28 protein-coding genes and 2 pseudogenes are annotated in these 22,772 nt (G+C 43.2%); 7 read left to right on the top strand and 23 right to left on the bottom strand.

Features of this window, described 5'->3' with window-relative positions; genetic code table 11:
• Positions 1 to 176: 176 nt before the first annotated feature.
• Positions 177 to 332, top strand: a pseudogene (locus A6D97_RS21745) (IS110 family transposase); the annotation flags it as partial.
• Between the two features lie 63 nt (positions 333 to 395).
• On the opposite strand, the gene A6D97_RS01090 reads toward A6D97_RS21745, so the two are convergent.
• Positions 396 to 884, bottom strand: a complete 489-nt coding sequence (locus A6D97_RS01090) for a hypothetical protein (protein ID WP_065583654.1) — start codon at positions 882 to 884, stop codon at positions 396 to 398.
• Between the two features lie 155 nt (positions 885 to 1,039).
• Between A6D97_RS01090 and A6D97_RS21740 the strand changes: the two are divergent.
• Positions 1,040 to 1,190: pseudogene (locus A6D97_RS21740) on the top strand (IS110 family transposase); the annotation flags it as partial.
• 282 nt (positions 1,191 to 1,472) lie between these two features.
• On the opposite strand, the gene A6D97_RS01085 reads toward A6D97_RS21740, so the two are convergent.
• The 5 genes from A6D97_RS01085 to artP all read right to left on the bottom strand — a co-directional run bounded on the left by A6D97_RS01085 (position 1,473) and on the right by artP (position 5,249).
• Positions 1,473 to 1,973, bottom strand: coding sequence for a hypothetical protein (locus A6D97_RS01085; RefSeq protein ID WP_065583653.1), 501 nt, complete (start codon positions 1,971 to 1,973; stop codon positions 1,473 to 1,475).
• A 340-nt stretch (positions 1,974 to 2,313) separates the two neighbouring features.
• Entirely contained in the window at positions 2,314 to 2,982 is a 669-nt protein-coding gene (artM, locus tag A6D97_RS01080) for an arginine ABC transporter permease ArtM (protein ID WP_017068344.1), read from the bottom strand.
• A complete protein-coding gene (artQ, locus tag A6D97_RS01075) occupies positions 2,979 to 3,665 on the bottom strand; it encodes an arginine ABC transporter permease ArtQ (protein WP_017061822.1) in 687 nt (228 codons plus the stop codon). The genes artM and artQ overlap by 4 nt, the downstream gene beginning before the upstream one ends.
• 3 nt (positions 3,666 to 3,668) lie before the next feature.
• Positions 3,669 to 4,400 carry a lysine/arginine/ornithine ABC transporter substrate-binding protein gene (locus A6D97_RS01070; RefSeq protein ID WP_004733839.1) on the bottom strand — a complete coding sequence of 244 codons (732 nt, stop codon included), beginning with the start codon at positions 4,398 to 4,400 and terminating at the stop codon, positions 3,669 to 3,671.
• Between the two features lie 120 nt (positions 4,401 to 4,520).
• Positions 4,521 to 5,249: an arginine ABC transporter ATP-binding protein ArtP gene (artP, locus tag A6D97_RS01065; protein ID WP_032545343.1), complete on the bottom strand. Its 729-nt coding sequence runs from the start codon at positions 5,247 to 5,249 to the stop codon at positions 4,521 to 4,523.
• A 556-nt stretch (positions 5,250 to 5,805) separates the two neighbouring features.
• On the opposite strand from artP, the gene A6D97_RS01060 reads away from it, so the two are divergent.
• The 3 genes from A6D97_RS01060 (at position 5,806) to A6D97_RS01050 (ending at position 9,722) form a co-directional block, all read left to right on the top strand.
• Positions 5,806 to 7,641: an ABC transporter ATP-binding protein/permease gene (locus A6D97_RS01060; protein ID WP_017061820.1), complete on the top strand. Its 1,836-nt coding sequence runs from the start codon at positions 5,806 to 5,808 to the stop codon at positions 7,639 to 7,641.
• Between the two features lie 149 nt (positions 7,642 to 7,790).
• Positions 7,791 to 8,255 (top strand): acyl-CoA thioesterase, encoded by a 465-nt coding sequence (locus A6D97_RS01055; protein WP_065583652.1) that lies wholly within the window; start codon positions 7,791 to 7,793, stop codon positions 8,253 to 8,255.
• A 144-nt stretch (positions 8,256 to 8,399) separates the two neighbouring features.
• Positions 8,400 to 9,722: an IS4-like element ISVbsp1 family transposase gene (locus A6D97_RS01050; RefSeq protein ID WP_009845967.1), complete on the top strand. Its 1,323-nt coding sequence runs from the start codon at positions 8,400 to 8,402 to the stop codon at positions 9,720 to 9,722.
• A gap of 171 nt (positions 9,723 to 9,893) precedes the next feature.
• On the opposite strand, the gene A6D97_RS01045 is transcribed toward A6D97_RS01050, so the two are convergent.
• Positions 9,894 to 12,149 carry a peptidase U32 family protein gene (locus tag A6D97_RS01045; protein ID WP_017063916.1) on the bottom strand — a complete coding sequence of 752 codons (2,256 nt, stop codon included), beginning with the start codon at positions 12,147 to 12,149 and terminating at the stop codon, positions 9,894 to 9,896.
• A 173-nt stretch (positions 12,150 to 12,322) separates the two neighbouring features.
• Here A6D97_RS01045 and A6D97_RS01040 point away from each other — a divergent pair, with 173 nt between their 5' ends.
• A complete protein-coding gene (locus A6D97_RS01040) occupies positions 12,323 to 12,913 on the top strand; it encodes a glutathione S-transferase (protein WP_065583651.1) in 591 nt (196 codons plus the stop codon).
• A gap of 223 nt (positions 12,914 to 13,136) precedes the next feature.
• Here A6D97_RS01040 and A6D97_RS01035 read toward each other — a convergent pair whose 3' ends face one another.
• The 7 genes from A6D97_RS01035 to A6D97_RS01005 form a co-directional block, all read right to left on the bottom strand.
• Positions 13,137 to 13,586, bottom strand: a complete 450-nt coding sequence (locus A6D97_RS01035) for a GyrI-like domain-containing protein (RefSeq protein ID WP_065583650.1) — start codon at positions 13,584 to 13,586, stop codon at positions 13,137 to 13,139.
• 67 nt (positions 13,587 to 13,653) lie between these two features.
• A complete protein-coding gene (locus A6D97_RS01030) occupies positions 13,654 to 13,887 on the bottom strand; it encodes a hypothetical protein (RefSeq protein WP_004733848.1) in 234 nt (77 codons plus the stop codon).
• Between the two features lie 8 nt (positions 13,888 to 13,895).
• Positions 13,896 to 14,147 (bottom strand): Rho-binding antiterminator, encoded by a 252-nt coding sequence (locus A6D97_RS01025; protein ID WP_004733849.1) that lies wholly within the window; start codon positions 14,145 to 14,147, stop codon positions 13,896 to 13,898.
• Between the two features lie 170 nt (positions 14,148 to 14,317).
• Positions 14,318 to 14,950: a type B chloramphenicol O-acetyltransferase gene (gene catB, locus A6D97_RS01020; protein ID WP_017063920.1), complete on the bottom strand. Its 633-nt coding sequence runs from the start codon at positions 14,948 to 14,950 to the stop codon at positions 14,318 to 14,320.
• Positions 14,951 to 15,043: 93 nt separating this feature from the next.
• On the bottom strand, positions 15,044 to 15,775 hold the full coding sequence (locus A6D97_RS01015) for a glucose 1-dehydrogenase (protein ID WP_065583649.1): 732 nt from the start codon (positions 15,773 to 15,775) through the stop codon (positions 15,044 to 15,046).
• 106 nt (positions 15,776 to 15,881) lie between these two features.
• Positions 15,882 to 16,265 (bottom strand): nuclear transport factor 2 family protein, encoded by a 384-nt coding sequence (locus A6D97_RS01010; RefSeq protein ID WP_065583648.1) that lies wholly within the window; start codon positions 16,263 to 16,265, stop codon positions 15,882 to 15,884.
• A gap of 96 nt (positions 16,266 to 16,361) precedes the next feature.
• Complete coding sequence (locus A6D97_RS01005) at positions 16,362 to 17,078, bottom strand: HAD family hydrolase (RefSeq protein ID WP_065583647.1); 717 nt, start codon at positions 17,076 to 17,078, stop codon at positions 16,362 to 16,364.
• A 254-nt stretch (positions 17,079 to 17,332) separates the two neighbouring features.
• Here A6D97_RS01005 and A6D97_RS01000 point away from each other — a divergent pair, with 254 nt between their 5' ends.
• Positions 17,333 to 17,665: a PBPRA1643 family SWIM/SEC-C metal-binding motif protein gene (locus A6D97_RS01000; protein ID WP_017068336.1), complete on the top strand. Its 333-nt coding sequence runs from the start codon at positions 17,333 to 17,335 to the stop codon at positions 17,663 to 17,665.
• A 104-nt stretch (positions 17,666 to 17,769) separates the two neighbouring features.
• Here A6D97_RS01000 and A6D97_RS22330 read toward each other — a convergent pair whose 3' ends face one another.
• The 9 genes from A6D97_RS22330 to A6D97_RS00955 all read right to left on the bottom strand — a co-directional run bounded on the left by A6D97_RS22330 (position 17,770) and on the right by A6D97_RS00955 (position 22,674).
• Entirely contained in the window at positions 17,770 to 18,012 is a 243-nt protein-coding gene (locus A6D97_RS22330; protein ID WP_029235167.1) for a hypothetical protein, read from the bottom strand.
• 132 nt (positions 18,013 to 18,144) lie between these two features.
• Complete coding sequence (locus A6D97_RS00990; protein ID WP_065583646.1) at positions 18,145 to 18,660, bottom strand: adenylate kinase; 516 nt, start codon at positions 18,658 to 18,660, stop codon at positions 18,145 to 18,147.
• A 259-nt stretch (positions 18,661 to 18,919) separates the two neighbouring features.
• Positions 18,920 to 19,384 carry a DUF302 domain-containing protein gene (locus tag A6D97_RS00985; RefSeq protein ID WP_017066540.1) on the bottom strand — a complete coding sequence of 155 codons (465 nt, stop codon included), beginning with the start codon at positions 19,382 to 19,384 and terminating at the stop codon, positions 18,920 to 18,922.
• A 200-nt stretch (positions 19,385 to 19,584) separates the two neighbouring features.
• The gene (locus tag A6D97_RS00980; RefSeq protein WP_065583645.1) at positions 19,585 to 20,106 is read right to left on the bottom strand and encodes a GNAT family N-acetyltransferase; all 522 of its coding nucleotides are present in this window, start codon (positions 20,104 to 20,106) and stop codon (positions 19,585 to 19,587) included.
• Positions 20,107 to 20,175: 69 nt separating this feature from the next.
• Positions 20,176 to 20,433: a hypothetical protein gene (locus tag A6D97_RS00975; RefSeq protein ID WP_065583644.1), complete on the bottom strand. Its 258-nt coding sequence runs from the start codon at positions 20,431 to 20,433 to the stop codon at positions 20,176 to 20,178.
• 203 nt (positions 20,434 to 20,636) lie between these two features.
• The gene (locus A6D97_RS00970) at positions 20,637 to 21,218 is read right to left on the bottom strand and encodes an HD domain-containing protein (RefSeq protein ID WP_065583643.1); all 582 of its coding nucleotides are present in this window, start codon (positions 21,216 to 21,218) and stop codon (positions 20,637 to 20,639) included.
• 67 nt (positions 21,219 to 21,285) lie between these two features.
• On the bottom strand, positions 21,286 to 21,693 hold the full coding sequence (locus A6D97_RS00965; protein WP_065583642.1) for a GNAT family N-acetyltransferase: 408 nt from the start codon (positions 21,691 to 21,693) through the stop codon (positions 21,286 to 21,288).
• Between the two features lie 88 nt (positions 21,694 to 21,781).
• Positions 21,782 to 22,201, bottom strand: a complete 420-nt coding sequence (locus A6D97_RS00960) for a GNAT family N-acetyltransferase (RefSeq protein WP_065583641.1) — start codon at positions 22,199 to 22,201, stop codon at positions 21,782 to 21,784.
• Positions 22,202 to 22,257: 56 nt separating this feature from the next.
• Complete coding sequence (locus tag A6D97_RS00955; protein ID WP_065583640.1) at positions 22,258 to 22,674, bottom strand: VOC family protein; 417 nt, start codon at positions 22,672 to 22,674, stop codon at positions 22,258 to 22,260.
• Positions 22,675 to 22,772: the final 98 nt, after the last annotated feature.

Here is a 22,772-nt window from a genome sequence, read left to right as displayed (position 1 = left end):
TGAGGTGATGATATCACCTCTAACTAAGTGACCAAATTCAGCGTACCACTACAACCACTACAAATGCATCGGAGGCACCATGTCTGATTATTCTTATTTCTGCGGTATCGACCTAGCTAAAAACCACATCAGTCTTCATGCCGTAGACCAAAATGGTAAGGTCATATTTATAAGACAGTAACCCCGTATTCAAAGCAACTTATGCTCGACTTGTAGCTGCCGGAAAGCCTAAGAAAGTCGCAATAATCGCGTGTGTTCGAAAGATGGTTGTGACTCTTAACTCTATGCTGAGAGATGGCGCCATGTGGGATGAAAACACAGCAAAAAACTAATCATTGACGCCATAGTCGTTTGTTATCGTTTTACTTGATAGATCATTGTATAAAAAAGCCGTTTTATACGTCTTTTTTATACTTACAAGCAGAAGTCAATGAATTAAGCTTCTTTTTTAGATCTCCGACCTCAAAAGATAATTCTTCACCTGCAAAGTGCAGAGAAATATGCTTACCATTACTAACGGTAATCTGTTTGCTGGGAATCAAAGCAGTTTTGGTTTCAGGTAGCATTATTGTGACTAAATTTGACTCAGCACTTGCACTAAGACTACACGAGCCTTCAAACAATGTCTTATTCCCTATTGTTGCACGACACTCAATAGAACTTTCTGAATCAGTCTCAATGTTATAAACAAAAGAAGTACCGAGAGTATAGTCTTGGCAATGGTTGATGGTTGTTCGAACAACCATTAACTGAGGTTGATTTTCAGGTACTTTAGTCAAAAAGTAATACCCATTCTCAGTATTTCGACTTGCATCCCAAGATGTCGCCGAAACAACTGAACTAATAAATGTAGACATAAGCAATATGCTTTTATTCCATTTCATCCTATAATTCGCCTTTTTATAAACCTATTTAAATATTCCCTCTCCTTAAAGAGGTGTTCATCTAATATTGTTCTTCGGAACCTGGGGATAAATAACAACTGACATGAATTCCCCCTTACTTAGGAGATGTGGCACTTAATTACATAGGTGGCACCATGCCTGATTATTTTTACTTCTGAGGTACCGACTTAGTTAAAAATCACTTCAGCATTCATTCTGTATATCAAAATGGTAAGGTCATAGCAACGCGCTCTAAACTGCTGACTACTAGACGCAAATATGCAGCTCATTCGCATCGTCGTTGAAGTTCTTGCTGAAGCATATTATTAAGTAAGAAAACTTCAATAAACTGTCTCACGATGCCAAATCATGAGCGTTGATTACGTAGCTCCAATATAGAGGCGACTACCTAGTTAAAAACTTATCTATAAACTCTAATGACATCTTCCCGCTGTTTTATCTCTTATGAATTCTAACTTCCTTTTAACTCAGAAATGCCAAAGCGCCACGCTATCTTTAGCTTTGAAGTGTGCGTGTGCCATGTTTGAGGGTTAGGCACACGTTCACAAATCAGATTTGAAAGCTCCGTTATAACGCTTGAGCTTTGTGCCTAATACCTACTTCTTTCTTTTGAACCATACAACCATTTCCCGCAGAAGATAATAACCATTTAGCGCTACCATCATTGAAGCCAGTCACGTGTTTGTTAATTTCCGTCTCGTATTCTGCACTTTTCATATCAGATTTAGAAAAAGCCATGCAGCTCTTGTCAGAATAAAATGTTCTGGTATATGTATATGAACATTGGTTGTCTTTTGTTGGCGCAACTGTCAAATCTATTAAATGGTGTCCCTCTGAAAAGGTAATTTCTAATGTTGAATTGAAAATTTGATCATCCGCGCTTTCGGTAGCCCAAAGCGACCAGGAGCCATAGTTTTGACCTTCGGTAAAAAAGGTTTCTAGATCCCCAATAGTTGACAAGCAGCTTTTTATATTTACACCTTTGGCTTGGTTTACTAACTGGTCCCCCGCGAAAGCATTTGTACAACAAAGAAGAGACATAACCAGTACTGCTTTTGTTTTGTTCATTTTTACTCCCAATTTGATTAAAGAACTACATTAAATAAAAACGTTACAACAGTTCCTAGACAACAAAATTCTGCATTTAAATAAAGAATTACCCGATCTAGTTTCATATGGGTAAAACTCTACCACAATTAATTTCATAATTTCAGTGACTTAAAGCACAAATAAGCACACCAAATATTAGGTAACAAGATATTCGCGTGCCGTATAACCCTGACAAAGCCCCTCCTAAACTGGATATAACCACAGTCACCTACACATACCCCAAACACAAAAAAGCCTGCCATCTATGCGAACATAAATGGCAGGCTTTATACGTTAGTTAAGCTTGTGTGTGGCTAGCTTACGCGGCTTCGAATGCGAGGGCTTTCTTCTCTACTTGGCGGAAGATCAGCGTTAGTATGCCGTTTACTGCTAAGTAGAATGCGCCGGCGATACCAAACACAGTAAGTGTGTCGTAGGTTTGGCCGTTGATACGCTGAGCGTAGCCCATCAAGTCCATGATGGTGATGGTGCTTGCCAGTGACGTACCTTTGAAGACTAGAATCACTTCGTTCGAGTAAGCTGGAACGGCGCGGCGTAGTGCATATGGCAGTAACACTTTCAGCGTTGCGATTTTGTCCATACCAAGTGCGCGACATGCTTCCCACTGCCCTGCTGGAATGGCGTTGAATGCGCCTCTGAACAGTAGCGTGCTGTATGCCGCGGTGTTCAAAGCTAATGCTAACATTGCGCAGAACCAAGGTTGGCTTAACCAAGTCCACATGAAGCTTTCACGAATCCAATCGAACTGACCCGGGCCGTAATACACCAAGAAGATTTGAACCAACAATGGTGTGCCAGTGAACAGCGTGATGATGCCACGAGTGAACCAGTGAATCGCCGGTATTCTTAGAATTAGCGTTACCGTCATCAGCAGTGACAAGATACAACCAACAAGCAATGAAGCGCCTGTGAGTTGAAGACTGGTCACTAAGCCTTCAAGCATTTGAGAGAGGTATTGTTGATTCATGCCATTGCCCCTTTGTTACCCAAACCTTGAATAGAGAACTTACCATCAATCACTTTTACCAATCTTTGTGTGATTAAAGTGATGACCAAGTAGATTGCTGCTGCTGTCGCGTACCAAGTAAATGCTTCGTGCGTTGCAGCGGATGTTAGTTGTGCTTGTTTCAGCAAATCTGTTACGCCAATTAGCGAAACTAATGCAGTGTCTTTCAGTAACACTAACCATTGGTTGGTTAACCCTGGTAGTGCGTGTCTTACCGCTTGAGGCAATACGATACGAAAGAATGCACGAGACTGAGAAATACCAAGCGCGCTTGCTGCTTCTCTCTGCCCTTTGCTTACTGCTTTTAATGCACCACGTAAGGTTTGCGAAGCGTAAGAAGCAAAGATAAGTGACAGTGCAACAACACCAGATAAGAACGGGCTCACTTCTATGAAGTCGCCAGTGATCATGAACAGAACTTGTGTCGAACCAAAGTAGATAAACAGTACGACCAGAATTTCTGGTAAACCACGAACAATCGTCACAAATGCAGTCGTTGGCCATTTGATTGCAATACGACGAGACATCTCACCACTTGCAAACAAAACTGCTAGAACCAATCCAACCAATAGGCTTACGAACGCAAGCTGAACAGTCATCCAGCTTGCTTCGACGAGCCCTAAAGAGTAACCCGTTAATTCCATAAATTACTTACCGAAGTACTTGTTGAAGATCTTATCGTATTCGCCGTTCGCTTTTACTGCTGCAAGTGCAACGTTAAGCTGGTCTACAAGTTCTTGGTTGCTCTTGTTTACTGCGATACCAAAGCCGTTACCGAAGTACTCTTGGTTTGTTACTTGGTCGCCAACGTACGTTAGGTTGTCTTCTTTCTTGAACCATTCTGCTACAACGGCTGTGTCACCGAATACAGAATCGATACGACCGTTTTTCATGTCGATGAATGCATCTTGGTAGCTTGAGTAAGGTACCGCTGTTACGCCAGTCATTTGCTCAAGTAGGAAGCTCTGGTGAGTAGAACCGTTTTGAACACCAACACGCTTACCTTCTAGTGCTGCTTGATCTGCTACTTTGCCTTCGAAAGAGATGAATGCTGCAGAGTTGTCGTAGTATGCGTTAGAGAAGTTCACTTGTTTAAGACGCGCTTCAGTGATGTCCATTGCCGAGATAGCCGCATCGTAACGTTTGAATTTAAGTGCAGGGATCAAGCTATCGAATGCTTGGTTGTGGAAAGTACAGGTTGCTTTCAGCTCTTCACAAAGTGCGTTTGCTAAGTCTACGTCAAAACCTTGGATTTGGTTGTTCTCATCCATGTATTCGAATGGTGCGTAGGTTGCTTCCATTGCGAATTTGATTTCTTCTTGAGCTGCTGCGTTGAAAGAAGCAAGGCCGATAAGTGAAGCTAGTAGAATCTTTTTCATTTTGTTACTCCGAATACTGTGTAATAGCGGCCTGTGGCCATTCTTATAATTTGATTGTTTTAATTGATGTTGTGTTTAGCTAGATCTAGTGAGTCAACTTTCTTTTAATAAGTGACTTACTTAATGAGTCAGATACTCGGCAAACTCAGGTGTCTGCGGATTAACGAATGAATCGCTGGTGCCGTGTTCAACGATGTACCCTTTCTCTAGGTACAGAACGTGGCTAGCAATCTTCTTCGCGAAATCGACTTCATGCGTCACGACCACTTGGGTAATGCCCGTTCCGCTCAATTCTTTAATAATGCTCACGACTTGGTTGGTGATCTCAGGATCAAGCGCCGCTGTTGGTTCATCAAACAACAACACATCCGGTTTCATCATCAGCGCACGTGCAATCGCAACACGCTGTTGTTGACCGCCAGACAGTTGAAGTGGCCAAGCGTCTGCTTTGTCGGCAAGTTGAAGTGTCTTTAGGACTTCTTGCGCTTGCTTAATCGCTTCTTGCTTATCCAAACCCGCCACTTTGGTTGGTGCTTCAATCAAGTTTTCCATCACCGTCATGTGTGGCCATAAGTTGTATTGCTGGAACACCATGCCGACTTTACGACGAAGTTTAAGCCCCTGCTTCTCTTGGATTTGGCTTGAAAAATCGAATTGCTCATTCGCAATGTCTAATTCGCCGTTGTCCGCGATTTCAAGCAGGTTCAATACACGCAGTAATGAACTCTTGCCCGCGCCGCTTGGGCCAAGCAATACCAAGGTTTCGCCACTCTCACAGTCGAAACTGATGTCGTGAAGAACTTGGGTATCACCGTATGATTTGTTGATGCTCTTTACTTGAATACTCATGCCACAATACTGCATTAATTGTCATTTGTTGGTTATTCTATTCAATCCGAGGTTTTATGCAAGAAAAATGTATAAAAAACTACTTTGTTGAATTTTTGTAACAAATATTCCACAAAAAACAGTCGCTATAACTGGTCTTACAACCAAAAACTGCAAGCCATTGATAAGGTTAGTATCGAGATAAAAAGCAAACGTTTTTCTATCAATTTATAAATCATAACTCGATTACTAGTTTATGAACGCACTCCCCTATTAACGCTAATTTACTTGCATAAAAATTAGGGTTAAAACCCCTACTTTCCTATCGAACTGACTGGATCAGAATGCTTAGTTTTCCTTTAATGTCGTTTTGAGCTATGCAGTTGGTTATGATGAAATATTGGAAATTGAGTTTCCTAGGGAGCGTCACAGCGCAATAAATGCTTTAATGGGTTCGATTCTCAACAACAATTACTGCCCAGCGAACAACGCTCAGTACAGGCAATAAGTCATAAAGCAATTAGCCATAAGCAACAAGCCATCTATTTTTAAAGCGACAACACATTAAGGCAGTCATATGCAAAACGATGTCTCTTCTACGCTCGACTCGAACCAGCGACAGACTCAGCGATCGACTCAACAAGCGCCAGAACCCAAACCTGAGAAAAAAAGCCTCAGTATTTTGTTTGAGCTGAGTAAATTCATTCAGCCTTATAAAGGTCGTGTTATTGCTGCGTTGATCGCGTTGATCTTCACAGCGAGCTTAACCCTTTCAGTCGGACACGGTATTCGTCTTCTTATCGACCAAGGCTTCAGCCAACAATCGTTGTCAGACTTAGGCAGCGCGATTCAATTCATCATGGTGGTGGTCGTGCTGATCTCGATTGGCACCTTCTTCCGCTTCTATTTGGTCTCTTCTGTTGGTGAGCGAGTAAGTGCGGATATACGCCTGTCGGTTTTCAATCATGTCGTGACGCTGCATCCAAGTTACTTCGAGACCAATGGCAGTGGCGACATCATGTCGCGCATTACTACGGATACCACTCTGCTTCAAAGCATCATTGGTTCGTCGTTCTCGATGGCGATGCGTAGCGCGTTGATGTGTATTGGTGCAATCATCATGCTGTTTGCGACCAATATTAAGCTGACGTTGATTGTATTGGCCTCGGTGCCATTTATCTTGATTCCGATCCTTGTTTATGGGCGCCGTGTAAGAGCCCTATCTCGCCAAAGCCAAGATTCCATGTCTGATGTGGGTTCTTACGCAGGTGAGGCAATTGAGCACATTAAAACGGTGCAAAGCTACAGCCGAGAAGAGCAAGAGAAAGCATCATTCGCGGTAGAAGTGGAAAAGGCGTATGAGATTGGTCGCCAGCGTGTAAAACAGCGCGCGATTCTTATTTCTGGCGTTATCGTGATTGTATTTAGTGCTATTGCAGGCATGCTTTGGGTTGGCGGCAGTGATGTTATCAACGGCACTATGTCGGCTGGTGACTTAGCGGCGTTTGTGTTCTACGCAATTATGGTTGCTTCATCGTTAGGTACGATTTCTGAAGTGATGGGTGAACTGCAACGCGCGGCAGGTGCGACCGAGCGATTAATCGAGATCCTACAAGTTGAAAGCCATATTGTTGCGCCAGTTGCGAATCCAACTTCGCTTGCTAACGTAACGCCAGAAGTTGCATTTGATGATGTGACCTTCTGTTATCCATCAAGACCGGACCAACCCGCAACAAGCAACCTCACGCTTACTGCCCATGAAGGCAAAGTGTTGGCACTGGTTGGCCCGTCTGGCGCAGGTAAAACTACCCTGTTCGAACTGCTGCAACGTTTCTACGACCCACAAGTGGGTAAGGTCACCTTAGGCGGTGTTGAACTGAATCAGTTTGATCCTAACGAGCTAAGAAAGCAGATGGCATTGGTACCGCAACAACCTGCTCTGTTCAGTAACGATGTGTTCCATAACATTCGCTACGGCAACCCGCAGGCAACAGACGAGCAAGTGATCGAAGCGGCGAAGAAAGCGCACGCACACGAGTTCATTCAAAACCTACCTGATGGCTACAACAGCTTTCTTGGTGAACGTGGTGTAAGGCTTTCTGGTGGGCAGAGACAACGCATTGCTATCGCACGTGCCATCTTGAAAGATCCAAATATTCTATTGTTGGATGAAGCAACCAGCGCACTAGACAGTGAAAGTGAGCATCACGTACAACAAGCGTTAGAAGAGTTAATGCGTGGCAGAACGACGATCATTATCGCCCATCGATTATCAACAATTAAACACGCCGACCAAATTGCGGTGCTCGATAAAGGACAACTAGTAGACATCGGCGACCACCAGTCTCTCATCAATAGCTGCGAATTGTACCAACGCTTGGTTGAGCTGCAATTCAAACACCTTAGTGCCTAACTATTGAGTGGATGTGCAACTAAGTCACTGACATTGTGTGGTTTCAAGCTTCAAAAACTTAAATCACGCGTGTTGCAGTTTTGTTAATTTAGCGGTAGGGTTTTTATTCCAATAACAACTTATCGCTACATAACAATAAGAGAGTTCGCATGGAAGCACTATTATCTGGCTACCCGGTAGTAACAGAAATCCCTGTCGCTTGGGGAGAAATGGACGCACTCAATCACGTTAACAACGCTGTATATTTTCGCTATTTCGAAACCGCTCGCTTAGATTTTTTCAAGCACGTCGAGCTGATGGAAGAGATGGCGATTACCAAAGTTGGTCCTGTTCTTGGTGACACTTACTGTAAGTATTTCCGCCCAGTCACGTATCCAGATACCTTGATGGTCGGCTCACGTGTTACCGATATTCAAGATGACCGATTCACCATGGAATACGCGATTGTCAGTAAGGCTCAACAGAAACTGACGACCGTTGGCACTGCGACTATCGTGATGTTTGATTTTGCTTCGAACCAGAAAGCCCTGCTCTCGCTGCGCTTAACCAATGAAATCGAAAAGATGAACACGTTGAAAAGCCCATGCTTCAAACAAGAAGCCGTGACAGAATAACGTATTCGTTGGTTGAGAAAGATTCAGAAAGTTTCAGACATTAAAAAGGCCACTCGATTGAGTTAATGCCGATCGTTTAAGAAGACTTGAACGATCTTGCAGTTAGCAGATAATCCCCATCAACAACGTTGATGGGGATTTTTTATGCTTGAACAAGAATTAGCAATGGCACACGAGACCATTGAAGATGCCGACAATTATGAATCTGTCGTCGACGCCATTCAGATTGAGTGGATAGAACAAGCTCTTCTTGAAACCAATAAAGCGAGCATAAGACGACGTCGGCTTCCCGCTCAGCAAGCTGTCTGGTTAGTTATTTGGATGGGGCTGCAACGCAACATGTCTATCAAAGAGGTATGCAGTTCATTAGACATTGCGCTTCAGCCTAAACCTGAAGATAGCTGGTCTCGTGTTGCACCTAGTGTCCTAACTGATTCACGCCGACGTCTAGATGAGAGTCCATTAGCGGCTCTGTTTCACACAACGGTAAAGGCTTGGAACGGAGATATCCTTCAACAAGATAAAGACTTAGAGCTTAATGTTCTTGCTGTGGATGGAACAACATTTAGGTGCCAAGATTCCCCAGAGAACGCTGAAGAATTTGGGTTCATCTCTAAAAAATTGAAACCTTACCCTCAACTTCGTTTAGTCGCTTTGATGTCAACAGAAACTCGAATGATTATGGGGGCGGCTTTTGATGGCTGTCATGTCGGTGAAACGACCTTAGCTAAGCGTCTATTCAATGATATCCCCGCACATTCATTGACCTTATTTGATCGTTGTTATTTCTCGGCAGACCTCTTGTTGTCGTGGCAAGAGAGTGCGGAAAATGCTCACTGGTTAATGCCTGCAAAACGTAAGCTACGCTATGAAGTGTTGGAGAAATATGCGGAGAACGACATGCTCATCTCAATGCCCATCTCTCCTCAAGCTCAACGGCAGAATCCGAATTTACCCGCACGTTGGGAAGCTAGATTAGTCCTATATCAAGAGCCAAAAGGCGAGATAAAAGGTTTTATTACTTCACTTACAGACCCTAGTAGATACTCGCTAGAAAGCCTGCTGCGTATTTATTGGCAACGCTGGGAGATAGAAGAAGGTTATGGTGAAATTAAACAGACTCAACTGCAAAGTCACGTCACTTTACGAAGTCGTTTTTCTGCCGGTGTGAAGCAAGAGCTTTGGGGCGTATTACTTGCCTATAACTTAGTGCGATTAGAGATGGTTAAGATAGCTTCAGAAGCCGGGGTTCGAGCGACTAGGGTCAGTTTTACCGCCGCAATTAACCTTATTGATGCGCAATTACGTTGGTTAGCTTTAAGTCCAGACGGAACTCTACCTGTAAAACTGAAAAGGATGAGAGACAGTTTAAGTCACTTCATTCTTCCAGATAAAAGAAAGGACCGAACGTTTCCACGTTCAGTCCTCTTTGTCCCAGCCAAATATCCGTTCAGGTTCAAGCAATAATGCTTATCCGAACGGCATTAACTCGATTGAGTGGCCTTTTGTTTATTGGTTCAGAGTGCTTATAAGCGGTTGAGCGTTATAAACCTTGAACGCTCTTGCGTTAGAAGCTATAAGCCTTACAGCCCATAGACATTGAACCCTATAAACCTTGTACGCTATAGACCTTGCACCCTATAAACCTTGAACGTACTGAGCATTAGTTCGAACTTCAACCATCTGCTCTAGGTTCTGTTGTGAACCTTCAACGCCGTTCAGTAGCGCTTCGAAATGCTTGATAAGCTCAACTTTGTCTTTCACTTCTTTAGAACCTGCACCGATGTTGGTTAGGTCAATGAAGAACTCGTCGAACAGACCAGAGAAGTCAGTTACTGCGTCGTGGTTCAAGAACTGCTCGTGGTTGTAAATGCTTGGGTAGCCACCCTTCTGTTTATCAACCGCAAAAGAGATGCCTTTCACGTTGGTAATCGTGGTCGCTTTCTCACACTTCAACATACAACCTGCTTCGATGCTTGGCTTGTTACAACCCACGGTTCTTTGGAAGAAACACTGACGGCTGGTCATCATCAAGATTGGGTGGTAAATGCTGTAGAACAGTTTGAAGTTCTCTGGGCGACGAATATGACGAATCTGACCTTTGTTGATCTCGTTCGAAATGAATGCGCCTGCACAGTTCAGCTCTTCTTTCAGAGTAACCAGTGCGTGAGAGTTGGTCGTGTTCATGAACGGGCCTGCAACCCACTCAATACCCATCTCGTAAGCTTTGTAAGCAATACCCGTGTTGTTGGTTACGATGCGAGCTGGCTTGATCTCTTCAAGAATACGAACCGCTTCGTCGTAATCTTTACCGATCAATACCGCTGGGAACCAAGGAATCAAACGTGGGTTTGCTGCCAAGATGTCGATGTACTTGTTACAACGCTTCTTGAAGCTTTCTGGAAGTTTGAAGTAAACATCCGCGTCAGTCACGTCACACAGGTGTAAGTCTTCTACATCGGCGATAAGCATCGACATAGTCGGCTTCTCGTTCACTTTAGGGTGCTGAGGCAGTGCTGGCACTTCAACGTGCTTAATCACTTCCACAGAGCCGTTCAGAATGAAGTCGATCTCGTCTTTTAGGTCTGAAACTTCTTTTAGAGGAATCAACAAGCCTGCATCCACTTCACTGAAGTCGTGGCTTTCTAGCGTGTGAACTGCACTCTTCACGTTTTTGAAGCGCTTCTCAAGTAGCTCTTGAGTAATCGCCTTCTCTTCAACCGCTTTCAATAGCGATTTAGATTGAAGAGTAAAGTTCTCTTTTGGCGTGTTCACAGTCACCGTAAATGGTTGACCCACTTTTGCGCTGAACGACAGTGCTACTGGTGTCTTGCGAATATCAAGGAACTCGATCTTGTCACGCATTTCGTTACCAAGAACGTCTTTCGCTTGGTGAAGTTCGTTGGTCACTTCTTGAATCTGTACAACTGAGATTTCGTTGTTCTGCTCCGTCGCTTTTTCAACAGCGTAGTTCATGCTGTTGTCGCGCGGGTTATCGATGAACATGTCTTTCGTTAGGTTGCCCTTTAGGAAAGAGTTGGTGAAATCACGGTTGAATACTTTGTGCAGGTTCGAATCGTCTTCGATCAACAAACCACTTTCTACAAAGCTATCAATCTGTTTACGCCATGTGTCTACCACAGTGTAAACGTAGTGTGCGCCTTTAATACGGCCTTCTACTTTCAATGAGTCGACTTTCGCATCAACCAATTCAGGTAGGTCGTAGTAAGCTGAGTTATCTTTCAGGTTAAGTGGGAACTTGTTGCCCGCGTTGGTGATTTCGTACTCATCACGACACGCTTGGCTACAACGACCACGGTTACCTGAGTTACCCACACTTACTGAGCTTGAGTAACATTGACCAGAGAATGCGATACACAGAGCGCCGTGTACGAACACTTCGGTTAATACGTCGTGATCGTGTGCCACTTCCGTCAGCATCTTGATTTCAGGCAGGTTCAACTCACGAGACAAGTTAACGCGCGTCGCGCCAATCTTAGACAAGAACTTAATCTGACCTTCGTTGTGCGTAGTTAACTGAGTCGACGCGTGAACGTCTAACGATGGGAAATGCTTCTTAACCAGGTTGAATAAACCCAAGTCTTGAACAATGATGCCGTCCACTTTGGTGTTCACAAGCTGGTTCAGCAGTTTGGTGATGCTCTTAGTCTCGTGCTCCAGTAGCACAACGTTAAGAGTCAGGAACACTTCACAGCCGTATTCATGAGCAAGGCGAATCACACCATTCAATTCGTCTAACGACAGGTTAGAGGCTCTGTTACGAGCGTTGAATGTGTCTAAACCACAATAAACTGCATTAGCACCCGCTACGATGGCGGCTTTTATCGCTTCTACATCGCCACCTGGGGCTAATAACTCAATTTTTCTGCTCATTTTTGAAGTCGCTCACTTACTTATAATTTTTAAGCCGCGTATTCTACCCACATCACGATCTCTTTACCACCGTACAACACTTTTCAAACTAAATGACCTCAATAATGCCGAACGAATCCGATCTACCTATCCTTTATTCCTTACGCCGTTGCCCTTATGCAATGCGCGGACGAATGGGCATCGCACTATCACAGCAAAAAGTGTTACTTCGAGAAATCGTTACCAAAGACAAGCCTAGCGAACTATTGGCCAGTTCGCCAAAAGGAACAGTGCCTGTATTGGTGTTACCCAATGGACAAGTCATTGAACAGAGCTTGGATGTGATGAACTGGTCACTTCAACAAAACGATCCTCAAGATCTTCTGCGTTCAAGCAATCCAACGCTTAGCGAACAAGTTCAGCAGCTCATTAAAACCAACGATGAAGAATTTATTGGTCACTTAGAAAGGTATCGTGCATCGGTTCGTTACCGAAACATCGATGTTGAACAACGCCGACAAGCCTGCGAAACCTTCATTAAGCAGTTAGAAGTGCGACTTACCGATCAGCCCTACTTTTTTGGAGAAAGCCCAAGCTTGGCCGATTTTGCGGTGATGCCTTTCGTCAGTCAGTTTGTGCGAGTCGAAAAGAAGTGGTTTGTGAAATCGGAATATCAAAACGCAGGACGTTGGTTAAGAGCGCACCTTGAAAGTAAGCTCTACACCCAAGTCATGAAGCAATACCCTTTGTGGAATGAAACCAAGCAAGATTGTCTTTTTGGATAACTTAAGAGAATTTTGGGTGACTTAAGGGTATCTAGGGTGATCTAGGGGAATTCTGGAATAGATAATTCCTAGGTATTAAAGTAGTTACGTGACACTGTATCTTCTTTGTAAAGAACAGATATTCAAAGGCTTAACTGGGATTCCGTTGTCTCTTTACCGGTAACTACTGTCTCTTAACTGGCAAACACAGTCTAAGCTAAGCCTTTTGTTCATTTTAACCTGATCACTGAATCGCTATCGAAATCTCGACTTCAGCTTCGCCTTTGTAGAATTCAAAATCTGTCGTGTAAGTTCGAACATGTGGGCAATCCGCTGCGTTGAAATACGCCCATACTTCACCCCATAGGTCGATCACTGCTTGAGGGAGTTCACCTTCAGCAGAAAACGTTAAGTATTTGCCTGCTTGTATTTCGGTTTCGACAAGCGCATCTAAATTGTTATCGGTGAGTGCGTTAGTACAAGCGATAACATCAAATTCACCCGTAAAGTCAGACTCGTAATTGGTGTACACACCATACACTTTTGAATCCGGCGTTAATTTTGGAAACGCTTGGTCAAAAAAGCCCTGCCACAATTGGCCTATCTTGGCTTTGGCTGGGTCAATCTCATCGGTATTAGTGGTTCTTACTGAAAAACCATACGCCTTTGCGGCTTCAATCGTTTCTACTTTCATTCATTTTATTCCTAAGCCAATTGACGATCTAACTGTATTGAATCCAATGTTTTGTAAAATAACGCGACTAATCTTGTATCTCTTTATGGCCACACTTTTCACAGACAAGGTGACGAGAAAACTCATCCATTGACGCGATAAACGGGCCAAGGAACCAACCTTTTATCATGCCTGCCCAAAACTCGCTTCGCTTTTGGTTAGGTTTGTCTGCAAACGCACTCGTCTTTCTGACCAACACAACAACATGTTGTGTGTCTTCTCTGCACGCGGTGCAATAGCATTGTTCTATGGTGTTATTCATTTGAAAGCCTATGACGTTTTGAATGAAATCTGCTGAAAATGAGGATTGTCGACACAGACTTCTAGTGTGGAAAGATCAGTGAGTACGACAAGTTGTTCTACACCTTGAATACTGACCTTAATGCACTCTTCACGGCTATCATTGCGTTGAGTATCTAATCCGACACATTCAATCTGCTCGCCAGACTTCAGCGTTAATTTGATTGGGTATCGGTGCATACACACAATCTCAATATAATCGTAATCGTTGCAACTAATCATAATACCCTTCCAATTCATCCACCACGCTAATGCGACATGCCATACTATTCAATATCTTTACAATCAATAAGTTACTCGTATCACAATCGCATTGCCATAATCAGATTATTGAGTAATTTGTTAAATTTAATCTCGTTCTCACCATTCACATTTCATCTGTGAACGACAATTTAAGGCTTCAAGAATCCTTTCCAATAATGGTACAAACCACCAATGTCTGAAGAACACATTAGCGACATTGCGCCTTTGATTTGTTCTTCGCTCCATTCCCACCATTTCATTTCTAGCAACTGAGCGATTTCAGTCTCATTGAAACGATAACGGATATGGCGTGCTGGGTTTGAACCGACAATCGAGTATGGCGCGACATCTTTAGTCACAACCGCTCGACTTGCGATGATGGCTCCGTCACCAACCTTAACACCACTCATGATCATGGCTTCTGTACCAATCCACACATCGTTACCAATCACGGTATCACCAGAGCGTTCAAAGCCGTCTATCGCACCTTCAAACTTCTCATCGTCTTGATAGAAAAACGGGAAGGTACTCACCCACTGGTTTTGGTGGCCTTGGTTGCCCGCCATCATAAACACGGCGCCAGAACCAATCGAGCAGTAGCTGCCAATGATCAGCTTATCGATGTCGGTTCTATCCGGTAATAGGTAACGCGCACAGTCATCAAAGCTGTGGTTATGGTAGTAACCCGAGTAATAGCTGTGCTCGCCCACGATGATGTTTGGGTTGGTCACTTGTTCTTTGAGTGACTTTCCGACAAACGGACTTTCAAAATAATTTTTCATGTTTGTACTCTTAGTTTCGTTCTTTTAGTTAGGTACTTTTGTTGCGTGTTTATGGTTTTAACTGGTTTATCTGAGTGTAAAGGCCAACGTGCCCTATCGACCGCCCGCAATATCAATAAATGAGCCGGTTACATAAGAAGCTTCGTCTGACAGTAACCACGCGATAGAGTTAGCGACCTCTTCTGGCGTGCCACCTCGTTGTAATGGTAACTGCGAAGCTAGTCTGTCTACGCGATCAGGCTCTCCGCCGTTTGCGTGCATTTCAGTGTAGATACAACCTGGCCTTACACCATTCACTCGGATATTGCGTGAAGCCAATTCAAGCGATAAGCCTTTGGTCAGCGAATCCATCGCACCTTTCGATGCTGCGTAATCCACATATTCAAACGGTGCACCTGTGCGAGAAGCGGCAGACGATACATTCACAATCGAACCCGCACCATCAGCTTGTTTGATAAAGGCTTTACTACACAGAAAGCAGCTTGATACGTTGGACTTCATCACCTTTTCAAAGCGATCCAATTCGATGTCAACTAATGGTGACTGGGTAAACAAGATCCCGGCATTATTGACCAAATGAGTCACTGGGCCTAGCTTGTTACGAGCAATCTCAAATAAAGATTTCACGTCCGATTCAACAGACACATCCGCACGCACGCTTATCGCGGTTCCGCCTTGTTCGCGAATCTCGTTCACTAAATCTTCAGCTCGCGACTCATTGTGTATAAAGTTAACGCATACGACATAGCCTTTACTGGCCAATAATTTAGAGGTCGCTGCGCCAATACCTCGGCTTCCGCCCGTTACAATCACTACCTTGCTCAATGAAACCTCCTAATGCCACTTGTTTGTTATAACCTGATTTTTCGATGAAACCTGATCGTTCGATATAACCTGATTTTTCGTTACAAACTGATCGTATCGATACAAACTAATTGCTCGATACAACTTGAACCCACTGCGATCGCCACGCCGGCGCTTCGAATGGGTCTGGCCAAAACTCAGTTTGCTTTTGAATTAAGCCATCAACCACTGTGTGAAAGGTAATCACACGATCGTTTAATACACTATCAGTTACTGACACATCCGTGACTACCGTGTCACCCTCACAAACAATCGAATTGAGGGTGAATTCCCAAACACCATTGGCTGGGTATTCAGAGTTGATTGCAGTGAAGTTGTGGCGGCCTACCGTCAATTCAGACGACTGCGGCCAATAGCCTTCAAAATCTGCGGCTAGCCATTCGCTTGCCTTGGCAAAATCATTACTGCGCATTGCATCCCAAAAACCTAATACCACTTCTTTCGGTGTCATTATTCTTCCTTAAAATCGTTCAGTTATAACGAATTTTTTACATAGCTATTTAGGTACGTGAAGAGATCGCTTTAAGCGTACTTAAACTATATACCTCTACGTATACTTACCGATGATCGTTAAAAGATCATCGACATGGTTGGCAATATAATCGGGCTTGGTTTGCCAGTTTTCAGGCTCAGATCGGCTATAACCGGCAGCCACCGCAATCACTTTTGCGTTCTTACCCAATGCTGCTTCAATATTGCGAGCAAACTGTGTATCCGCTTCATGGTCACCGATGTACATCAAACAAAGCTCGTTAGACTGATCGGCGCCAAATATGTTCTCAACACATTTCACGCCACCAAACGGGTGTGGCTTTTGGTGGCCGTTCGAGACATCGTCATAGCCCACTACCGATTTAAACAAATCGCCAATGCCATAACTGTCGAGCACACCACGAATATTCAATTGAGAGTTTTGAGAACAGATCCCATGAGGAAGATGAGCAAACTGACTTACCACAGTGTTCATCCCGTCAAACAAGGCGACAGCAGTTTGATTTTTCTCTTGATGCTCTGCCCACATTCCACCGGAGATCAACATTTCGTCATGCGATAGGCCGTAATAATCGACATATAAAGCTTGCCAGTTTTTAGCACCGTGGTTGGCTTCGTGATAAAGCGTTTCGCTCAGCAGATATTTAGGTAAGTTCTCACCTGATAAGTGTGGCGCGACCACAGAGATAATATCTTTGGTAATTGCGATATTCTTTGGAACTGAATTGACTAAGGTTCCATCGTAATCCCACAGGATGGCATTTAACTTCATGGGGTATCTCGTTGTTTAAATTGACGATTTCAATTTATCACTTGAAGGCCTGTTAAGGGAAATCTTATTGTCTTGAGTTTCAAAATTAGTCTAATTAGAACAAAGCTATAAAACAAATAATTGCTGGCAAACAAAAACCAACAATCTTTGCTCACATCACTGCTTTATCAATTGCAATATATGCGTATAATCCCCGCTCCATTGCGCTATCGCCGTTAAAAATAGCGCCATTCAACATTTTTAATGAGTACCCAATGTCGAAACTATTTTTCAAAGGCCGTATCGAAACAAGACAGAACCACGTTCTTGCTGGCTACAACGTAAACCGCGATGTGAAAGCGGGTACTGAAGAATCTCCAATCGCAGTAATGGTTCAAACTGAAGCGCGCAAAGCAGAAGTTGAAGCACTAGCCGCTGAAAATACTATCTTCGTTACTGTTACAGTCGACGCAGACAAAGAAGAGAACACCATCGAGCTTGATACTCTACTGAACAAGCCAAAAACGATGACGTTTGAAAAGACCCCTAACCGTAACGATCCGTGTTCTTGCGGCAGCGGTAAAAAATACAAGAAGTGTTGTGCATAAGGCTTCTCACTCAAACTGCCAATAGCACGATGAGTTAAGTAATACCTAACGGGAAGATCATTGAGGTCTTCCCGTTTTTATTTGCCTAAGCCAAACTCACAAACTCAGTCGAGGTTGTCTGGTGTATTCAGATATGTTCCACATTGGGTACATTTGTAATCACCTGTCGCGCCCGAACCTGTAACACCAAAAGATAGAAACTCCGATAAAATTCGTTGGAGTAAGCTCGGTTCTTTATCTTCAGCTTGTGGTGCCTTTTGCACTTGGCTACTGAACATCGTGTACCTATGCAGTGTAAGTTCCTTACAGTTACAGCAGAACGCTCTCGTCTTCTCACTTCCATACATAATATCTATAGCCTTAATTCAAAGCACAAATCCAACACATGGCAAATATGCCACATGTTGAGTTAAATCTATATATTTTCATGAAGTTATGAGCAAATTAAAACGTTTCAAAGAAAGGTAAGCTCTCGACTGTTAAGTGACGTGTTGATGAACAAAGTTATTCAATTCAGTCACGCTTCTGATGATGTAAACCTCTTTCTCTTTAGCGCGCAATTCTAACTGCGCTTTAAAGTCGTCATTCCAAAATTTAGGACACAGTTTTAGTGTCTTATAACTTTGTATCGTGCCTTTTATAACTGAACTTCCATCAGGCCAGCCTTCAGGTTTAACGAATAGACCTTTGAGCATTCGCTTGGTTACAAACCAGTAGCTAATTGAATAAGGAAGGTCGATATAAACCAAGGTATCAGCTGCATCTAAACGTGTGTTGAACGAGCCTAGAGGGCCAAAACCATCGATGATCCAGCTTTCTGACTTAAGTATGCTCTCATGAGCCTGCTCGAATACTTCACGTTCAACAAACTCTCCGTTGGCCTTGTAAACAATAGAGTCTAACTGGTGAAGCTCTATCCCTGTAGCTAGTGCTAACGCCTTGCTGATTGTGGATTTTCCACTCCCAGGCTTGCCAAAAACCGCGATCTTTTTCATATGACTTCCTCTATTCAGATAAAACCCATAAGACAGCGACAAAAAACCCACCTTACGGGTGGGTTCGATAAACAAAGCGCATCAACAATCCCACCATTCCTATGGAATGATGATAATTCGTTGGTTAGATTGCGCTAAATTCAGTTTCATAAAACTACTTTTATATACTGTTGCTTAGTTGTCAACACAATGACTAATGGGCGATATCATCGTCATATCGCACCCATTAATAGTCTTAATGAGTGCTTATTGATCTTGGTTATTTTGCTTTCTTTTTCGCCACTGTCGCTTCTGATAGCTTGCTTAGTACACCCGATACTTTCTTAACGACCTCGTCACAGCCATTGATCGCGTGACGCTCTACCAAGTAATTAGGATCGTTGTAAGACAACCATACTTTCTTATTAGAATCCTCAGTGACTAACACCTTCTGCGGTAAATCTATCGCGACTTCTTGAGCACATTGCATTAATGGTGTCCCTACTTTCGGGTTACCAAAGATGATGACTTCCGTTGGTCTCAATTCAAGATCGACCTTACTCGCGTTTTTCTGATGGTCGATTCTCGCAAACAAGGTCAAACCTTTGCTCTTGGCGATTTCTTCAAAGCGGTCAGCGGTCTCTTTCACTGAATAATTACTTTGGTATTTAATCAAACCATCAGAAGCCGCAGCTGAAAATGATGCCGAGAGTAAAATGGCGCATAGTGGTAGTAATTTTTTCATCGTCACCTCTGAGATTTAACCTAATCAAACTTACATTCATAGCGCCACTTCCAAATTCAGCGACGTAACCCATGTCAGTATAGACGCGATTCCATTCTCAGTTTGCAGAGAGGATCACTTTTCTAATGCGTCTTATTATCATCAGTTTACCTAGGGTTTATTCACATCGTTAACTCATGGAGTAACTTAAAACAAGAGAGCTAATACATATAGCCAAGCCAATCAATATCCCCTAAAGGCCATTGTTTTCCGTTCAATGGCTTTACATATAGGTCATCAATTTCTTCAACAGCGACGCCATAACTAAGGTGCTCATGAAGTCTTAACCAAGAGTTAGTACTAGTAATTTGGATATACCCTTGTGAGGAATAGAAATCATGAAGATCTGATATCAAAATAATGAAATCGACATCCCTATTCTTTGCATACTCATCCAATTCACACAGCATAGATTTACCAACACCTTGCCCTCGGACATTCTCAGCAACACAAAAATCAATAACACCTAATACTTTGTAAGCACTGTCACCAACACTGACCATACGGTAATCAAGACCAAGGTAGCCGACGAGTCGTTCTTCACGGTATTGCAGAGCTCGCATATGAGGGAGTTGTTTATAATAAGAACGCTCTACCGGATGATCGGGGAAAGAGCTATTTCTCAGAGCGGTAATGGCTTGATGTTGCTCTTTAGACACTTCAATTTCGGATATGATTTCCATACAGTCCCTTGCGATTTCTGACACATATTTATTGTTGTCAGGATATTTACATCAAATTTTCATACCCAATTAATGCCACGACTTAGTCCCACATTTCTCACACTGGTATTCGTAATCACTGTCGACGTAAAAGCCGGGAACATTATGGTCACCTTTAAACAATAACGTCATCAGGTATTCCATCAACACGCCTAACTTCCATTGTTTCTTTTCAGATTCAGCGTCCGCTTTAGATTCAGCATCGGAAGCGCTAACAGCAAGGTGCGGGGTAAGTGCGTCGCACTGCTCACAGTGATAAGGGTGTTTAATATACTTATTATCAAGCATTTATATAAGCCAACTAACATTTATAAATTTGATGCATACTAACAACTTATCACTCGGTTCTCGAACTTATTGTTGTCCACTAGAGTTTTATTAGAAAGAAATGAGACACAAGGTAAGTGCCATGCATCTTGAATCAGTTACCATCGAGATCTCCCTCATTGAGCCGCTAAAGCTATACTTACGCTAAGGTATGAAATTAGCTTTTACTTTAATAACCCTTTGTCTGCAGCGCCTTCAAGTTGTACTTCTAGTTCTTTCCATAGAGCACGACTGCCTTTAGAAATACGCTCGCCATTGAAGGTCAGTACTTTGTCTTTAGATACGTTGTGCTTCTTCCAGCTGTGACCACCACCATGGATGTTATGAAGCAAAGGCGGCACTCTATCGATCGCCTTACCAAATCTGGCTTCTGGTGACTCACCTGCTTCGAACTCAAGCCATAAATCCAAATACTCGCTTCTTGAATGGCTCGGTAATGATTTCAGCAAGCGCTCAACGCAGTTTCTCTCTTTGAGCTTGTTTTCTGCGGTTTCACTGGCATAAATGATGGTATCTCCGGCATCGATTTCCCCAAGGTCATGTATCAGTAACATCTTCATCACTCGGGTAATATCGATTTCTTCATTGGCATAGTCTTTCAACATAAGTGCGCTCAAACAGACATGCCAACTGTGCTCGGCCGAGTTTTCATATCGATCCAATCCAACCGGTTTTGTCTGTCGATGAACATCCTTTAATTGTTCAATCTCGACCATGAATTGCAGAATGCCTTTGATTTCTTCCACGATGAGCTTCCTTAACTTAAGTTGATGATTTAGCGGTGCGGAGGGTTAACCTAACGAAAGAGAAGCGTTACTCCCAATGAACCGACATTTTGTAATACGCAACACCCGACTTTTCAAATTCAGAGCCTTCTACAGCCATCCCAAACTTTTGATAAAAACCTAAAGCCGTTGTACGTGCATCGCACCAAAAATATTGGATGTTTAAATCTTTGAGGTTAGAGATCGCATGCTCAATCACGTTTGAACCGATTCCCTGCCCTTGGAAATCAGGCAGCGTGGCAAACTTTCTCAGCCTCGCTTCATTGCCTTGAATATAGATAGACGCGACACATACCAACTGCTCACCAATAAACACGCCGTAATGCGTTGCTTGTTCGTCGTCTGGCACCATACAAAACGACATCGGTTTATCAGGCCAAAGCACTTGATGCCTAACCGGAAGTACCTCCATCGCTGACAGCTGTTTTATTTCCATATTCTCTGTTTAGCTCCCGACTTGATTACCCTTGTTGTAATTGCAGAGATTGTGATCGCCATGATTGTTATTACTAAGCTTATTATTACTAAACTTGGTAAGTCATTAAGTGATAACGCTCTAATCCCTCTCCCTCTGTGGACGAGATTACAAAGCCTTGCGACTGATAAAAGCCAACCGCATTTTCATTGGTAGTCAAACACTTCAATGTCAGATCAGAGTAATGTTGTTTGCAAGTATTGAGTAAAGCAGAACCAGCCCCAGAACGTAGCGTTCGCGGGCAAACATAGAGGTGATGGATGAAGCTTTCAGGTTCCCAAACAGAGGCAAAACCTAAAACCTTATTGCCAGAAACGGCGACCCATATTTCTTCACCTTCTGTATCTAATTCGAAATCGGATAACTTAAAAGCGTCGGCATCAGCCCAATGAAAGGTGTTCTGTCTTGATTCTAGATAGATCGCCTGTAAAGCGGTTAAATACTTGGGGTGATACCTTGTGACTTCCATGTCGCTCCTGCCAATCCGTATGACTAGAATTAGGGTTGTGGGCTAAGCTTGCTTATCTATCTGTTAGCCATAAGGTGTTCAGGGTTTAACTGAAGCAGATCCCACAAGTTACCGTAAAGATCTTCAAACACAGCAACGGTACCGTAGCCTTGCTCTTTAGGCTCTCGGACGAAGTTTATGCCCAAAGACGTCATGCGTTCGTAATCACGCCAGAAATCATCAGTGTTTAAGAATAGGAATACGCGTCCACCAGCTTGGTTACCGATGAAATCGCGTTGCTCAGGCTTGGAAGCTCTAGCAAGTAACAGGCTCACACCGGTTGAATTTGGTGGAGCAACAACAACCCAGCGTTTATCTTCTTCTGGTAGATACGTGTCTTCGATGAGATCAAACTTAAGCTTGTTTACATAGAAATCAAGCGCTTCATCGTAGTCTTTTACCACGAGTGCAATGTGGACAATATTCTGTTTCATAACATACCTTGTTGGGGTTTTAGCTGCGTCGAATGATGCCATGAAGCTGACAAAGACACTAGGTGTCGCATCATAAATCGTAGTATCTCGTCCGTCAC

This window comes from Vibrio sp. ZF57, assembly GCF_001691235.1.
GTDB lineage: Bacteria > Pseudomonadota > Gammaproteobacteria > Enterobacterales > Vibrionaceae > Vibrio > Vibrio crassostreae_C.
This window is presented reverse-complemented; position numbering and strand designations above follow the sequence as displayed.